The sequence below is a fragment of the Streptomyces tauricus genome (genome assembly GCF_014650955.1).
In the GTDB taxonomy this organism is placed as follows: Bacteria; Actinomycetota; Actinomycetes; order Streptomycetales; family Streptomycetaceae; genus Streptomyces; species Streptomyces tauricus.
In genome coordinates this window covers 1-15654 of the sequence record NZ_BMVY01000070.1, presented here as the reverse complement: position 1 = coordinate 15654, position 15654 = coordinate 1, and the positions used below count along the sequence as shown (strand labels likewise).

General features: G+C 68.8%; 14 protein-coding genes and 2 pseudogenes. 10 read left to right on the top strand and 6 right to left on the bottom strand.

Annotated elements, in window-relative coordinates; genetic code table 11:
• Positions 1–491: 491 nt before the first annotated feature.
• Positions 492–716: a hypothetical protein gene (locus IE278_RS41135; protein WP_189780141.1), complete on the bottom strand. Its 225-nt coding sequence runs from the start codon at positions 714–716 to the stop codon at positions 492–494.
• Between the two features lie 423 nt (positions 717–1139).
• Here IE278_RS41135 and IE278_RS42835 point away from each other — a divergent pair, with 423 nt between their 5' ends.
• The 5 genes from IE278_RS42835 (at position 1140) to IE278_RS41110 (ending at position 7349) form a co-directional block, all read left to right on the top strand.
• On the top strand, positions 1140–2258 hold the full coding sequence (locus IE278_RS42835; RefSeq protein WP_246571771.1) for a hypothetical protein: 1119 nt from the start codon (positions 1140–1142) through the stop codon (positions 2256–2258).
• Positions 2259–2523: 265 nt separating this feature from the next.
• On the top strand, positions 2524–2748 hold the full coding sequence (locus IE278_RS41125; RefSeq protein ID WP_189780140.1) for an acetyltransferase: 225 nt from the start codon (positions 2524–2526) through the stop codon (positions 2746–2748).
• A gap of 141 nt (positions 2749–2889) precedes the next feature.
• A complete protein-coding gene (locus tag IE278_RS41120; RefSeq protein ID WP_189780139.1) occupies positions 2890–4167 on the top strand; it encodes an AlbA family DNA-binding domain-containing protein in 1278 nt (425 codons plus the stop codon).
• A gap of 690 nt (positions 4168–4857) precedes the next feature.
• A complete protein-coding gene (locus IE278_RS42830) occupies positions 4858–6486 on the top strand; it encodes an AAA family ATPase (protein WP_189780138.1) in 1629 nt (542 codons plus the stop codon).
• 53 nt (positions 6487–6539) lie between these two features.
• Entirely contained in the window at positions 6540–7349 is an 810-nt protein-coding gene (locus tag IE278_RS41110; RefSeq protein WP_189780137.1) for an HNH endonuclease signature motif containing protein, read from the top strand.
• Between the two features lie 84 nt (positions 7350–7433).
• On the opposite strand, the gene IE278_RS41105 is transcribed toward IE278_RS41110, so the two are convergent.
• Both IE278_RS41105 and IE278_RS41100 read right to left on the bottom strand, forming a co-directional pair.
• A complete protein-coding gene (locus tag IE278_RS41105; RefSeq protein WP_189780136.1) occupies positions 7434–8138 on the bottom strand; it encodes a class I SAM-dependent methyltransferase in 705 nt (234 codons plus the stop codon).
• Between the two features lie 117 nt (positions 8139–8255).
• Complete coding sequence (locus IE278_RS41100) at positions 8256–8720, bottom strand: glycine-rich domain-containing protein (RefSeq protein ID WP_246571768.1); 465 nt, start codon at positions 8718–8720, stop codon at positions 8256–8258.
• A gap of 191 nt (positions 8721–8911) precedes the next feature.
• On the opposite strand from IE278_RS41100, the gene IE278_RS41095 reads away from it, so the two are divergent.
• Positions 8912–10207 carry a helix-turn-helix domain-containing protein gene (locus IE278_RS41095; RefSeq protein WP_189780135.1) on the top strand — a complete coding sequence of 432 codons (1296 nt, stop codon included), beginning with the start codon at positions 8912–8914 and terminating at the stop codon, positions 10205–10207.
• Positions 10208–10890: 683 nt separating this feature from the next.
• Here the strand turns inward: IE278_RS41095 and IE278_RS41090 are convergent.
• From IE278_RS41090 to IE278_RS41080, 3 genes and pseudogenes are all read right to left on the bottom strand, one after another.
• Positions 10891–11223 carry a DUF952 domain-containing protein gene (locus IE278_RS41090; protein ID WP_189780134.1) on the bottom strand — a complete coding sequence of 111 codons (333 nt, stop codon included), beginning with the start codon at positions 11221–11223 and terminating at the stop codon, positions 10891–10893.
• Between the two features lie 57 nt (positions 11224–11280).
• Positions 11281–11701, bottom strand: a pseudogene (locus IE278_RS42000) (DUF6207 family protein).
• 427 nt (positions 11702–12128) lie between these two features.
• Positions 12129–12590: an excalibur calcium-binding domain-containing protein gene (locus IE278_RS41080; RefSeq protein WP_189780133.1), complete on the bottom strand. Its 462-nt coding sequence runs from the start codon at positions 12588–12590 to the stop codon at positions 12129–12131.
• 194 nt (positions 12591–12784) lie between these two features.
• On the opposite strand from IE278_RS41080, the gene IE278_RS41075 reads away from it, so the two are divergent.
• The 4 genes and pseudogenes from IE278_RS41075 to IE278_RS41060 all read left to right on the top strand — a co-directional run bounded on the left by IE278_RS41075 (position 12785) and on the right by IE278_RS41060 (position 15439).
• A complete protein-coding gene (locus IE278_RS41075; protein ID WP_189780132.1) occupies positions 12785–13525 on the top strand; it encodes a vWA domain-containing protein in 741 nt (246 codons plus the stop codon).
• A 275-nt stretch (positions 13526–13800) separates the two neighbouring features.
• Positions 13801–13944, top strand: a pseudogene (locus IE278_RS41070) (GNAT family N-acetyltransferase); the annotation flags it as partial.
• Positions 13945–14237: 293 nt separating this feature from the next.
• On the top strand, positions 14238–14525 hold the full coding sequence (locus tag IE278_RS41065; RefSeq protein ID WP_189780131.1) for a transposase: 288 nt from the start codon (positions 14238–14240) through the stop codon (positions 14523–14525).
• A gap of 23 nt (positions 14526–14548) precedes the next feature.
• Entirely contained in the window at positions 14549–15439 is an 891-nt protein-coding gene (locus IE278_RS41060) for an IS3 family transposase (protein WP_189780142.1), read from the top strand.
• Positions 15440–15654 lie beyond the last annotated feature (215 nt).

The window sequence follows — 15654 nt, the reverse complement described above, 5'->3', positions numbered from 1 at the left end:
CGGCCATCACCCTCGCCTCACTCCTGATGTGGGCGTGACATTTGACGACAGGCCCTAGGCGGAACACGGCCGAGCGGCGGTCCGGCGTGCCGACCGGCTCGCTGCTCTTGCGGTTTCGCGGCGCATTCGCTGAGGTGCTCGCGATCGCCCAAGCCGAAGCGGCACCCGGTACTTCACTACCCAGGAGGAAACCGAGCAAGCCCATGACCGTGGCCGGGAGGCTCACGGCTGCAGCGCAGCCTGCAGGGGGCCTGACTGCAAGGAGGCTGTCCAGGTTGCGAGTTCACGCAGGCCCTTCCTTGCGTCCTGCCCGCGCTCTACGCTCGTCCTGGCGTCCGGAGGCTCACGGCAGGCGTCATCACCATCACCCGGGGGGGGACCGTGGACGTCCTGACGTTGATCCTCTTAGGGTCGGCGGGCGGACTACTGCGCGGGGCTCTGGACCTTTACGCTCGGTTCGTCTCCTGGCAGTCCGATCGGCATACGCATCGTCAGACGATCGCGGCACAGACGACGCAGGGAGAAGCCCCGCGGTTCCAGGCGTACTTCGATCTCCCGGTCGACATCGCCGCGGCCGTCGTGCACACCACGATGGGTGCCGGTGCCGCGGTGTTGTTCGGGACCACGGGGCAGATCAGCGGTGAGTACGCCGCGCTCGTCGTCGGCATGTCGGCGCCCGTCCTGCTCACCCAGCTCATCCGCATCCAGACGGTCAACGAGGCAGTGACGGGCGAAAGGCAGCCGGCCGAAGCGCAGGAACCGCCTGCGGACGCCCACGCACCGCCAGCTGCCGCCGCCGCAACTCCGGATGCCGCGATGGCCGCAGCACCACCGGTTCCCGCGCCCACAGAGCCGATGCCCGCCCTGTCCACATCCCCTGCGGAGCCGATTCAGCCACCCGCCTCGACCGTCGACCCCCCGCAACCTGCGCAGTCTGGACCTGCTTTCAGGCCGCCTGTCCCGGTCACGGACGCCCGCCCACCGGAACCGGTGCCCGGCGGGCTTCCTGCGGGTCAATCACAGCGCCCTGCAGACACGCGCTCTCCTGTTCCTGTCGACCCTGCGAATCCAGCGGGATCTGGCCCCGAGGGCCGAAGCGCGACACGATGGCAGAGGCTGGGCTTCGGGGAGGAGGGTCTGTGAACAGCGTTCCGCAGCACCTGCTGAGCGAGGACCGCCGCGCGTACGAGCGGATCCTCGACGAGGCGCTGCGCTCCGCACCACACCGCCCGGAACTCGCCGCGGTCGGTCAGCGGCTCAACACCGAACAGCTGCGCACGATGGCGCTGAACGCCACCGCTCTCATCACGGCGGCCGCAGCGACCGAGTACCAGCACTACGTGAAGGTCCGCGAAGGGTTCCTCTCACCCGGGTCCGGGCACAGTCCTTCACCTGCAACGTCCTCACCAGCGGCGCCTTCGCAGCCGGGCACTTGGTGGGTCATGCCACCTCCCGGCAGCCGTCCGACGGCCACCGACCGTCGTAAACGGGCGAGCGTGAGCCGCCGGTTCGGCGCTGCGGTCCTGGGCGCGCGGCATCCGGGTGACCGCCGGGCCGGCAGTGGGGTCGCTCCGCAGCGGTGGGCCCGTATGTCTTACGGCCGGCGCCTGCTGGCCGCAGTGCTCGGCCTGCACGTACGCCCCGAGGCACCGGCGTCCCTGCGCGAGCCCTCTCAGATGCCGACCCGACGTCCACGACCGGACCGTGAAACGCGCGAGGCCACCAGAACTAATGCTTTCGCCGCTCTCCCGATGGTCATGCTCATGCTCTCCGGTAGTGCCGCCGCAATCTTCTTGACCCTCGGCTACGTGCTGCTGGTCACGGGCATCGACACGACACTCGCCCGAACCATGCTGGGTGCAGCGTGGCTGTTCGTGGCCCTGGCTGCGGGCATGATCGTCATAAATGGGGTCATCCTGCTGGTGACTGCCCTCCGCGGGAACCGGAGCGGCCCGGAAGCAGAGGGCGAGCACGAGAGGCAAGAGGTCGTGCGCCGTGCCAAGCAGGTGTGGCTGGAAGCTCTCCTGGAGCGCGGCATCGTGCCGTTCCTCAGGGAGGCCCTCGCCAACCCGGGTGCAGCACCTCTGGACCGTACGAAGCCGTTGGCCCTGCCCCGCCGGCTACCACCGCGGCTCGGCTACAACCGGCCCGGCTTCAGCAGCCCGGACAGAGGCCCAGCGGCCGCCCCCCAGCCCAGCTACGTGAACCCGGACTACAGCAGTTCGGAGTCAGAGGTCCAGGAACACCAGCCGGAGTGACGCCGCGAAATACCTGCATCAGAAGGTGGCACGGGACGTCCCGTCGAAGCGTGAGCGCATGACATCCAGCACGCGGTCCGCGGCGGCGTCGGCGGCCTTGTCACCGAGTTCATCGTGAAGAACCCGTAGGACGACAGCCGTTGACGGGGTCCCTGGTGGGTGCAGAGCCGCTGAGTGACCAGCTGCTCGACGTCGCGCGCGACGAGGCGGGCGTGACCGGTCAGCTGCAGGGCAATCTGCGCGCAGTTACGCGCTCAACGAGCTGATGGTGCGCCTGCCGTGGCGCAAGATCGGCACCGTGTGCCGGCTGCACGACGCCCTGCTCACCGTGCGGCCCAAGGAGCGCGCCACGCTCCTGGCCGACCAGGACCACCCCACGGTCCACGCCCCTTACGAGGCGTGGGGCTGGCACACCCTGGGAGACCTGCGCCCGCTCATCCCCGACGCGCCACTTTTCCACGCCATGCTCTTCGACCTCCCGCAACGCTGACCGGCCCCCCGGTATCGGCCACGCCGACCCAGCGCAGCACGAGGATCTCCGGCAAGACATCGTGTCCCCAGGTGCCAGTCAGATGCGGAAGCCGGTCCCGGTCTCGGCCCGTTGTCGGTGCCGCATCATAGGGTTTCGGGCATGGCACGTTCCTGGACGCGACTGCACGAACACCTCGGTGCCCCACCGGGCCCACTCACCTTCGACATGGTCAAGAAGGCCGCAGAGAGCAACCTGGACGAGTCCGACGACCTGGACTGGAAGGAGTTCCTTCCCCAGCCTCCGCAGGACGGGGCCTGGAACGAGCTGGCCAAGGACGTCGCTGCGATGGCCAACACCCGCGGCGGCCTACTCATCTACGGGGTCACGGACAAGACCACCAAGCCCGCGGGCATCGATCCCGGCAAGGTCAACACCCAGCAGTACGCGCAGTGGATCCGCAACCACGTCCAGCCCTACCTGCCCGACCTCAGCTTCACCACCCTGACCTCGCCCGACGGCGGCACAAGTTTCCTGGTCATCGACATCCCCGCCAGCCCCATGGCTCCTCACTTCGTGTACGGCACCGCCGCCAAGGACAAGGCCCAGCAGGCCGCCGTCGTGCCCTACCGCGATGCCGACCACACCGCCTGGATGGCCGAGCATCAGGTCGAACGCGCCTACCGCGACCGCTTCACGCGCGCCCAACACGCCCAGGACGAGATCGAGCAGCTCTACGCCCACACACGGGACGACGTCCTGGCCGAACAGGACGAGCCCTCGGCCTGGTTCATCGTCGTTACCCGGCCCCAGCGGCCCCTGCCGCGCTCCGCCCCGCCCCTGACCGGTGAGGCGGCCAGTTATATCTGCCGCACCGCCATGGAGCACTCCCGGCGTCTGACCCGCAGCCAGCACACCGTCAGCCCCCTGCAGTCGTTGAACCAGATGGTGCCCCACCCCCGCCCCGGACTGCGCCGCTGGGTCTTCACCACCCTGTCCCCGCCGACAGGCCGGGAGATCCACACCGAGCTGCACCACGACGGCAGCACCGTCCTCGCCGTCAACCTCTCCTTCAGAGCTCTGCGTTCTCGGGACGCCGAACCCCAGGCAGTCGGTAGCCTGGTCGACACGGACGTCACTGCCGCGGCTTGCCGCGACACCCTCGCTCTGGCCCGTGAACTCGCCCGGCATCTCGGCGTGGACAGCTCCTCGCACGTGCGTGCGGCCATCACCAGCGCCGAGCCGACACCTTTGACACCCGTCGTCACTGAGCACGGCGGCGCCTTCAGAGACATCCCCGACCGTGCCCGCCGACCGCGCCGCATCCAAACGGTGACCACCTCGGTGAACCCGGCCGACGAAGACGACCTGCTACAGGAGAGCGCCCAGGAGCTTTTCACCGATTTGATGCACCAGTTCGGCCTCACCGCCCGCTGGTAGCCGGACGTGCCCGGGGCGCCCGCGGTCGCATCTGCCCGCACGTAAATCGGTGGTGGCGATTTTCAGCCGCGATCTGTTGCTATGGCTTGTTTGCAGTGCATGGTGTGCATACGGGCACCGAGCTACCCCCGAGCGAGGTTGCCTCGGCCGGGTCCTGCCGTCACCGACGGCGGGACCCGGCCCGCCTCCCGGCTCACCGCGGAAGGCCTGCCACTGCCGCCTGCCCCGCGCCCCGACATTTGCGCCCGTCGGCACCGATTTCCGCCGGTGGGGCTCGGGCAGCACCGTCCTCATTACGTTCGCAGAACCCGGCAGCAGTTCGGATGCGGGCTCCGCTGCGGTCCGACGAGAATGCGGCTGCGCGTGTCGGTCAGCAGGCGGACGGCATCATCCCCGGCGGAGCAGGCGGCCGCGAAGGCCGACAGCCACTGCTCGGCGCACTCATGCGCGGGACGTGGGTGCCCTCTGTTCGCGGTACTTGCCCAAAACGGCAGGGAGGCCGGACGCGAACAGGGTACGCCCCGCAGCGAACGGGCGGGGCGGTCACTGCGGTTCGGGCACGGCGTCGGCACCGTCATCACCGGTCAGCTGTGGCCTGCTTCTTCCCACACCTGGCAGCTGCTTGTTGACGCGTCGGCTTGTTCCCGGTGATGGATGGATGCTTCAGTGGTCCGTTTCGAGGAGGAGTGCGTGCGCTTCATCGTGCTGGACGAGCAGGAGCGGCCATCTGGCAGGCGGCGGGCTTGTCTCCTGGAGCCGGTTCCCTGGCCCGACGACGATTACCTGACGTTGTATCGGCTGTGGTTCGCCGACGGTCATGGAGCACTCGACGAGTTGGGGCGGGTCAAGATCGGCTACGCCGATCTCGTGCGGAATGACCGGCCTCTACAGAAGGGAAAATTTCAGCAGCTGACGGGGCTGGACCGGCGGCTGTACTGGTTTTCGGTGGGGCAGGACGCCATCTACTACGAGAACCTCGCCCGGCTCGGTACCAGAACGCGGCGGGAGATCCTAAAAGCGCTGTGCGACATCGCGTTCAGCTCCGATGTCTTCGATCAGGCCGTGTTCTGGGACGTGACGCAGACGTCGCTGTTGCGCAGCGTCGAACCGCAGTCCGTGGAAGGCCAGTTCCGGCGTATCGCCCGGGGTGGGACCCGGCTGACGGCGTATCACTTCGACTACGTGGCACCTGCGGACACCGCAGCCCAGGAGCGGCGGCTGTCCTTCTCGGTCACGCCGCATTCCCGGCCGCCGACCAACGTCCACGTGCTGATCGGACGCAACGGTGTGGGCAAGACGACGCTGCTGGCCAATATCGGAAAGGCGGTGGTGAACCCGGACGCGGGCGAGGTCGGTGAGCTCGTCTGGTCCGGTGGCGGGAGCGGGTCGTTCACCAACGTCGTGTCCGTCACGTTCAGTGCTTTCGATCCCTCGCAGGAAGACGGCGGGGCACGAGCAGAGGGCGATGACGATGATCTCCCGCAGATGAAGGGCTGGGACGGGGCCAAGGACGTTCCCGGCGAGCAGACGCCCCCGGCCGACCCGGTCGAGCCGTCGGTGTCCTTTACGTACGTGGGCCTGGCTAAGGTCGATGTCTTCGGGCATCCCACGCGCGAGCGCAAGTCGTACGACGACCTGAGCAAGGAGTTCAGCAGGAGCGTCCAGGAGGTCACGGCTGCCGGCCGGGTCGGCCGCTGGAGAGCTGCGCTGGACGTGCTGGGCAGCGATCCGCATTTCTATGAGTCGCCCGTCCACGCCTTCGCGCGGTATGTGGAGAGCCGCGAGACGTTTGTTGTCGAGGACGACAGACAGGCGCGAGAGATCTTCTCCAGCCTGAGTTCGGGACATGCCATCGTGTTGCTGACGATCACCCGGCTGGTGGAGACCGTCGCCGAGGAGTCCCTCGTCCTGCTGGACGAGCCCGAGGCCCACCTGCATCCGCCCCTCCTGGCGTCTTTCGTGAGGGCGTTGTCGGACCTGCTGACCGAGCGCAACGGCGTCGCTCTCATCGGGACCCACTCCCCCGTGGTCCTGCAGGAAGTTCCCCGTGCGTGCGTGTGGAAGGTCAGCCGCTGGGACCGCCATCCGCCGCAGCGGCCGGCTCTGGAGACCTACGGAGAGAACGTCGGGGTCCTCACCCACGAGATCTTCGGCCTGGAGGCCAGGCAGTCCGGTTTCCACGCCGAACTCGCCAAGGCCGTTGACGAACTGGGATCCTACGATCAGGTCCTGGACCGCTTCGACGGACAGCTCGGCGGGGAAGCGAAGGGACTGGTCCGGGTCCTCCTGGCGTACCGGCCTGCTGGCGGGCCTGGCTGATGTGGCCTCTCGACCCACCGACGCTCTCGGCGCGAGACTCCTACGAAGCGTGCGTGCGCGGCACCAGGGATCCGCAGCGCAAGGTACTGCTGCTGGCTGCCGGTGACCGTGTCGAGGCCGCAGGCGAGCGCCTGCGGCTGGCGGCGCGACAAGGCCGTCTGTACGCCTTGGACGGTGCGGAGTTCACCGTGCCGGGCATGTCGAGCGACAACGTGGTGCGATGGGCCTACGAGAACGGCATGGTCAACACCCGGGACGGCCGTGCCATCTACGACCGGCTCATGGCCGCTCCTGCGGACGAGCGATGTCCTCTGTGCGGCCAGGGGGTGGTCCGCACCCTGGACCACTTCCTGCCCAAAAGGATGTTCCCCGCATTGTGCGTGGATCCGCTGAACCTGGTACCGGCCTGTGCCGACTGCAATCACGCCAAGGGCGAAGGCCTGCCCTCGGGAGCAAAGACCACACCGCTGCACCCCTACCTGGACCGAATCGACCAGGATCCCTGGCTGGAGGCACGGGTCGCTGACGGCAGCCCCGTCCGGCTGGACTTCTTCGTCTCCCCTCCGCCCGGCTGGGAGCAGATACTCACCGAGCGGACCCGCCACCACTTTGCCCTGTTCCAGTTGGCCAGACTCTTTGCCATCCAGGCCAACCGCACTATCAACAACATCCGCCAGCAGCTCACGGCGATGCTCGACGCTGGCGGCAAGGACACGGTCCGTGCCTACCTGGCAGACGAAGCCGAAACGCGTCTAGCCCACCGGCTCAACGGCTGGGAAGGAGTGACTTACCGGGCCCTGGCACGCGACGACGCGTTCTGCAGCGGCGCTTTCGACCTCACCCGGCCCACGGTGCATCCATAGTGAAGCGTTGGCGGTGTCATGCCGAACAGGTCTGTGTCTTGAAACAGGCGATGAGAAGGAAGAGATGATTCCCGAGGACTAGATCTAGAGAGTTCGCTGGTCATCCGTGCGGAACGCCGTCACCAGGAGGGTGTCGGCGCCTCGCGGGTCTGCTCGGCCGGACAGCACCTCGGTGCGGATCCGGGTGAACCCGGCCTCGTCGAGGAGTTTCGTCCACACGTGCTCCTGGAGCACCCAGCGGCGCAGGGTGGCGGCCTCGCCGTGCGGCGTCTTCGCGGTGATGTCGGTGTGCTGCACGTCGGGGTGAGCGGACGCGCCGCCGAGGTGATGGGCGAGGGTGGAGAACACCAGCCGCCCGCCAGGGCGCAGTGCTCTCGCCGCTGCGGGCAGCAGGTCGTGCGGTGCGGTGAAGTCGACGGCGCCGAAGACGCTGTAGAGGACGTCGTAGGTGCCGGCGCTGGTGTGCAGATGCTGGGTCACGTCGCGGTGGATCAGGCGCAGGGGCGGGGCGAGGTGGCCGTACAGGTTGGTGGCCGTGGTGTGCTGGGCGGGCGAGGCGTCGACGGCGTCGATGCGGGCGGGCCGGTGGTGGACGGCCAGGTGGGCGGCGTGCCGGGCGGCTCCGGCGCCGAGGTCGCCCACGCATCGGCCGGTGACGGTGCCGAGGAGGCCGGTTCCGGGGCCGCTGTCCTGGCTCCAGGTCCACAGGAAGCGGTCGGGCACGGCGTGGTCGGTGGCGTTGCGGGTGCGGCCGTAGTGGTGCCAGAGGTCTGTGGTGGGGACGGTCATCCGACCCATCCTGGCGGGCGCGGCCGGCGGGCGGGGGCGTTCGGCCCAATCTCACCCGGATCGCGCACAGGGGTCCCGGCCGGGTGGCCGGGACCCCTGTGTTCCGTGCGGGGGCGGTCAGTGGGAGTCGCTGCCCGGGTGGCAGGGGCCGCACTTGGCGGCGTCCGTCCACAGCGGCCAGTCGACCTCCCAGCCGTCGGCGGCGATCAGGTCGGCGGTGCGCAGCACCGAGCCGTCGTCCTTGGCGTCGACCTCGGGTACGTGGTGCAGGAAGTGGCCGTCGTTGAAGCGCTCGCACAGCTTGAGGTAGGTGACGGTGTCAAGGATGACGGTGTGGACGGCGACGTCGACGAGGGTGCTCGGGGCGAGCCCGAGACGCTCGCCCCGGTGGCGCATCGCGGTCAGCAGGTAGGCGTAGCCCTGGCCCAGGACCCGGGTGGCCATGACCGAGTCGTAGGGGTGGTCGCGCATGAGGAGGTGGATCTGCTTGTCCCACAGGGCGGCGGGCACGGTGTCCCGGGCGCAGCGGGCCGGGCCGGTCCTCGGTCCGGCGGCCGGGAGAGATACGGCGGCGGTTGTCATGGTGCCTCCGGTGGGTTGTGGCCCCGCGGCTCGGGGCGAGGCGTCCAGCGCACCGCGCCGATGGGCCGGGCAGTGGTCATCTGCCGTGCAGTGCAACGCTTTTGCACGTCGTGCAAGCACGATCGACGGCGCCCGGCTGGTCCCTCTACCGTGGGACGCCCCCGGTAGTGCGTGCGGTGTGGGAGGGTTTCGTGCCCGTGGACCCGCTCTGGAACAGCACGACGGCCACGTCGTTGGTCGCGCAGCGCCGTCCCGGCGCCCTGATCCGGCTGGGGCGCGAGCACCGTACGTGGACGCTGGCCGTTCTCGGGGAGCGGATCGGCTGCTCGGCGGCCACCGTCTCGCGTCTGGAACGCCGCTCGCGGGTGGTGGATCTGACGCTGGTGCACCGGGCGGCAGCCGAAGTGGGCATGCCCCGACACGTCCTGATGACTTCTCTGGCGCCACCCCTGACGGCGGCACCGGCCGGCACTAGAGTGACGGCCTGTTCGCGTGACGCCCAGGAGGACCCCATGCGCCGCCGTACGCTGCTTACCGCCACGGCGGCCGCCGGACCGGCCGCCCTGCTCGCGGGATTGGACGAAGCCCTCGCCGCCACCCCCGCGCCCACCAGCGGTCTGGGACCGCTGGACAGTCGCCTGGCCGCTGCCCGGGAGCTCTACGACAAGGGCGTGCACGGCCGGCTCCTGGCCGTGTTGCCCGGCCTCATCGCGGACGGGCACCGTGCCGCTGCTTCCCGCCAGGACCTCGACCAGGCCCGGCTGTCCGCCGTCTACACCCTGAGCTCCTCGGTGCTCAGCAAGGTCGGCTCCTACGAGCGGGCCCGGCTCACCGCGGACCGGGCCCGCACCTGGGCCGAAGTGGCCGGCTCCCCACTCGCGGAGGCCGCCGCCGCCCGGGAGCTGGCGATCGTGCTGCGCCACCAGGACCGCCACGGCGAGGCCCAGCGACTCATGACGTCAGCGGCCGCCGGCGTGGAGGCGACCGGCCTGCGCACCGATGCCTCGGCGGCTGCGTACGCGCAGATGCTGTGCACGCTGGCCTATACGGCCGCGCGCGGCGGGCAGCGCGGTGAGTCGCTGGCGATGGTCGAGGAGGCCCGCCGCTCCGCCCGCCAGCTGCCCCAGGCGCCGCCGCCGGGCCGCTTGTTCCCGATCAGCCCGGCCGGCGTCGCCCTGTATGCGGTCGGCGTGTACTGGGCGCTCGGCGATGCGGGCGCCGCACTCGAGGCCGGGAAGGATCTGCGGCCCGATCAGTTCCCGACCGCCGAGCGCAGGGCGCGGCTGGGCACGGACATGGCGCGGGCCTGGTGGGCGTGGAACCGTCCCGAGCAGACCGCCCGCGCGCTGCTGGACGCACACCGCTCCAGCCCCGGCGAGGTCCGCGACCGGCCCGCGATCCGCCACATCGTCAGCGAGCTGGGCGAGCGGCACCCGCACACCACCGGCGTACGCGAACTCCACGCCGCCGTGGTGATGGCCGGCTGACCATCGACACCACAACAGGAACACGGGGTGGGCGCACGCGCCTCTGCGGGTGCCGCCACGCCGCGCTCTGCCTGTTCTTGACCTGTTTAGCCAGGACCGTGGCTCGGATGCGGGCGCCTTCGGCGTCATCGCCCTCCAGCGGTTTGCGCAGCTCCCAGGTTCGAGCCCATGGAGCTTTCGGCACTGCAACCCGCTGCGGGCATCGGGCGCCGAGCGGAACAGGACGGCCGGACGCAGTCGGCGCGCACTGGTTTTGGAGCAGTCCGTTGCCGGCGGGGATCGTCGTGCCGGTCCAGCAGGGTCTTGACCGTGCAGGCCCGCCGCCGGACAGAACGCCCGCCTGACATGCTCTGGTGGCCGCAGTGCGGGATCAGGCCCTCTCCTGGCGGAGCGGGCCGGTGGTGATACGCGGGCCGGCCCTTGCCTCGGGCTTCGCCGTGCTCAGGGCGGGTGGTTCGGCTAGCGGGTCCTGATGAAGCAGAGCCTCCGGCCGTTCTCATCGGGCGTAGCGTCCGCGCACGCCGACTGCCATCCCTCGGGGAGCGACGGTGTGGGGCCGGACTCCTGCCGGCCCTGTTGCTGCGGCTCTGGCGCGTCCTGCCACCCCAGGGTCAGCCCGCCCGCAGTGGCCACGAGGACCAGCCATACCGCCACGGCCCACCGCCATGCCCTGCGGCGGCCCGTCACCGCCACGGCTCCACCTCAACCAGCGCGTCCACCGGAATCGGGCCGTACACATGCGGGAACTTCTCAGCCCCGGGCTCCGACGCTTCGTACTTCACCGGCACATCCAGCCGCGCAGGTTTCACGACAAGCACCACCGGCTCGTCGGGGCCCTCGTAGGAGCCGTACAGGAAGGCTGCCACGGAGGGGAGTTGGGCACGCGTCGAGCAGTGGATGAAGCCCTCCTGCTCAAGGGTGATGCCGCGCGTCGACATCCGATACGCGCCGTGCTCGCGAGCCGCGTCCCACAGGGAACGCTCGGTGAGGTGGAGTATGTGCGTGCGTTCGGGCATGAGCCCACGCTACGACCTCAGCCGCACCCTGCTTGCCAACTGCCGCCCGCCCAGCGGCTATTGAGATCCATTGGCCTCGGCAGAGCGCGCAGCTCGAACCGGGTGCCTGCGTGCAAGAATCTCCGCCGCAGAGCGGATACGTTGGGATCGGGTGTGGGACGGTGGGTTCAGGCCTGGTCCCTCACTCCCCCCCGTGGTGACGGACCAGGCCTCCGGCGTACTGACGGTCGGCGTCTGCCCGGGCAAGGCCGGGGTGAGGGGCTGTCGCAGGTCGAGGTACAGACGTACCCGTGACCCGGGCTGACCCGGGTCACGGGTAGTGCGGTCGACGGTGGCAGCCCAGGTGCGGGCGATCGCGTTCTGGAAGGGACACGGTGTCGTCGTCGAAGGCGGCCACGTCGAGGACGAGCAGGCCGGGTTCGGACAGATGGGTTTCCTGGATGGGGTCCACGCCTGTGATGTACGCGTTCGCGGACATCACGGTTCTCCGCGGGCGCCGGATTCACCCGACCGGGTGCGCCAGCCGACGCCCGCGAAGTCCTTCCGCAGCGGGCGCGGGCCCGCGGTCCGGCTCCCGCCGAGCCCGTTAGGGTGCCGGCTGGTAGTCGACCATCTGCTGTCCGCAGCCGGCGGCGCGTTCGGTGAGGGCGGGGCGTTCGCGGTCATCGGCCGTCAGCTGGCGGCGCAGCTTGGTCGCGACCCAGTCCGCGGCGTAGGTACAGCGGGCGTCGGCGAGCGGCGGGGTCCAGTCGACCGGGTCCTGATCGGACTTCGAGCGGTTGCTGCGGGGCGGTGACGGCGACCCTAGACGGAAGCCCTGCAGCAGAATGCTGCCACTCTGAGGGCGGCAGGATCCGCCACTCCTCCGCTCCCGCCTCCCGGCTTGCGAGGGTCCATCCCGCCCGTCAGGTATCGCAGCCGATGCCGTCACCGTCACGGTCGAGGTGACTGGCGTAGCCGGGTTCGCCGCGGTGGACGGGCGCGGCGCCGGCAGCGCGGGCCGCATCGCAGTTGGCGTAGTAGGCGCTGCCCTCACCGCCGTCTTCGTTGTCTGCGCTTCCGGTATCGACGGCTGGCTGCGCTGTCACGGTCTCGATGACCTTGATCTTGACGGTTTTTGTCTCGGTGACGGTGGGCGCCGGCTTCGCTTTCGTGGACGCCGTCGCCGTGGCCGTGACGGTTGCAGTGGGGCGAGCTGCACTGGCCGAATTTTTGGTGTCGGCTGCGGGTTCGGGGGTTCCGGCGCCGGCTCCGATGCCAAGGAAGAAGGCGAGCCCAAGGGCGGGTAGCACGTAGCGTTTGCGCGCCCATCTGGGAGCGGTGCGACTGGGCTGCGGGGCCGGCGGTGTGATGTACGGGCTGTTCATATGTCCCCCTGCTGTTGTAGAGAGGCGAGAATAGGCCAGTGAATGCCGGACAGTGTGGGGCTATTGGCGGACAGTGATTGTTCTGTAACGTGATTGTCCGGTTGTCGCCATGGCCGTCCAAAGGCGAAGCCGCGATCCCATCGCCACCAGGGGTACGCACGATGGGGACCGCACCCGTTACAGAAACGGCGACCATGACCGAAGTGCATGACACCGCTCCAGCGATCAGCCTGTCCAAGGTGCAAACGGAAGCCCCGGACCTTGTCAGTCTCTACAAATCGGCAGGTTCAAGCCTGCGCACGCACGGCCTCGAGGGAGTGCGTGCCGCTGTGTACTTGGTCCTGGACCGGTCCGGATCGATGCGGCCCTACTACAAAGACGGCACCATGCAGCACCTCGGCGAACAGGTCCTGTCCCTGTCCGCCCACCTCGATGACGACGGCACCGTGCCCGTCGTGTTCTTCTCCACCGACGTCGACGGATCCACCGACCTGCGTCTCGGAAATTACCCGGGCCGTATCAATAAGCTGCACGAAAACCTCGGTCACATGGGACGCACGAACTACCACTGGGCCATGGACGAGGTCATCGACCACTACCTCGAATCCGGCAGCACGGACCCCGCCCTGGTGATCTTTCAGACGGACGGCGGACCCACCAGCAAGTCAGCCGCCGAGCACTACCTGCGCAAAGCCGCCCGCCTACCACTGTTCTGGCAGTTCATAGGGTTTGGCGACCCCGACGACAACGAATTCGCATTCCTGCACCGCCTCGACACCCTGGCCGTACCCGCCTGCCGCATCGTCGACAACGCGGGCTTCTTCCACGCAGGCCGCGACCCCCGCACGCTTGATAACGGGCTGCTGTACGACCGGCTCCTGCAAGAGTTCCCTCACTGGCTGACAGCCGCGCGCACCGCCCGGGTCATCACGTAAGTGCTGAAACTATCGAAGAGCCCGCACACCAGAATCAGGATCTGCACTCTCCGGCGTCCGCCCATTTGAAGGCGTCCTGTCCAAAAGGACGTAGGGAGGCCGGTCCCCTGGCGCCCTTCGCCCCCTCCTGCTGCCCCGGCCGGCCTCCTGGTGGGGAGCGCGGTTAGGGGGAGCTACCGAGCAAGCCGGAGGCGATGATGGATGGCTTCGGCAAAGCGCGAGTCATGCGCCATGATCGCCCAATGCTGGTCGCCCACGTCAACAACGAGCCATTGCTGGACCACTCGACCCACAACCCCGTCTCGTGCAGCGTCGCCACAAAGTCCGGCTACCTCCTGGAAGACACCAAACGCAGCGCCGCCGTGCACGACGATGGCCGACACGACATGCATCTGCATGCCTGCGTCCGAGGCGACTGAGCCTGGCCGCTCCGTTGTATCGCTGACGGGCACTGAGCTGCGCCAGCGGTGGCGTGCGCGCGGCGAGCCTTTCCGCTTGATCGCACGCCACTTGCCGCTCCCGTTCTGTGCTGCAACGAGCCGACGAAGGCAGCTCGCAGGCAGTTACAGGTCGGTTGTCAGGGACACTTCGTCAGGCATCCGTTGGCGAAAGCCTGTGGCGCAGTGAGGTTCCCCCTGCCAGCCGGACAGCTTGATACTGGGACGGATGGTCCCGGAGGAAGCAGTCACAGGTAGTGAGTAACAAGAGCAACATGAGCAAGCGATACACGGCCGAGTTCAAGCGGGACGCGGTCGCTTTGGCGTTGTCCTCGGAGAAGACGGTCACCGAGGTCGCGCGGGATCTGGGCGTGAGTGCCGAAGGGCTGCGCGGGTGGGTGAAGCAGGCGAAGGTCGACCGCGGTGAGGGACCCGCCGGGGCTTTGACCACTGCGGAGCGTGAGGAGTTGGTCCGGCTGCGGCGGAAGGTTCGCGAGCAGGAGGCCACGATCGAGGTTCTGGGAAAAGCGACCGCCTTCTTCGCGCAGGACAAGATGAGGTAGACACCGCGGCACGGTGTCGTTTCATCGATGCGGAGAAGGTATCGGAGGGTAATCCTGCAGGTCACAGCGTTGCGTTTCTGTGCCGTGTGCTGGGAGTGCCCCGTTCCACCTACTACGCGCACAGGGCGTCACGGCCGGCCCGGACGGTGCGGGAGCGGGCCGAGGAGGTGCTGGTGGGCGAGATCCGGGTGCTGCACGCCGGATCTCGCGGTGCCTACGGGGCCCCGCGGATCCACGCCGCCCTGCGGCGGACCGGGCGGGTGGTGAACTCCAAGAAGATCGAGCGGCTGATGCGCAGGCACCGGATCGTCGGGATCACCCGCCGCCGGAGGCGGGGCCTGACCCGGCAAGCGAAGCGGGCGGTGTTCGCGCTCGACCTGATCGGCCGGGACTTCACCGCGCCCCGGCCCGGGATGCGGCTCGTCGGCGACATGACTGAACTCAGCACGCTGGAAGGGAAGTTGTATCTGGCGACCTGTATCGATCTCGCGACGCGGGAGGTGGTCGGCTGGGCGATGGCCGACCACCACCGCGCCGAGCTGCCGGTCGCCGCCTTGCGGATGGCGGCCGGGCGTGGCGCCCTGGAGCACGGCTGCGTCATGCATACGGATCGCGGCAGCGAGTACACGAGTGACGAATTCCGCAGCGAAATACGCACGTTGCGCATGAGGCAGTCGATGGGGCGCGTCGGCTCTTGTTACGATAATGCCGCCGCGGAAAGCTGGTTCGCCCTCCTGAAAGCAGAGATCGGGACGACCATGTGGGAGACCCGCGAGGCCGCCCGGGCCGACGTTTTCCGCTACGTCGAGGTCGAGTACAACCGCAGCCGGCTCCGCCGGCACCCCGACTACGGGTACGTCACCCCGCTCGAAACGAGATCCTTGCTCAGGCAGAGCCTCATCCCGGCAGCGTAAACACCCGCTGTCCAGTTCGCGGGGGGAACTTCACAGTGCCACCGCGGCTTGCCTTACCTCAGGTGACTGTTGCTCGCCGCAGAGCCAGTCAAGCTGAGCGAAGAATGCACGTGTCTCGCTTTGAGAGGAGGCCGCCAGTCCTTCGTGCGGGGGTTTAGAAGCCATCTCATTTGGTGAGTCTGCGGTAGCAGATGAGGGTGCAGGCGATGCTGGTA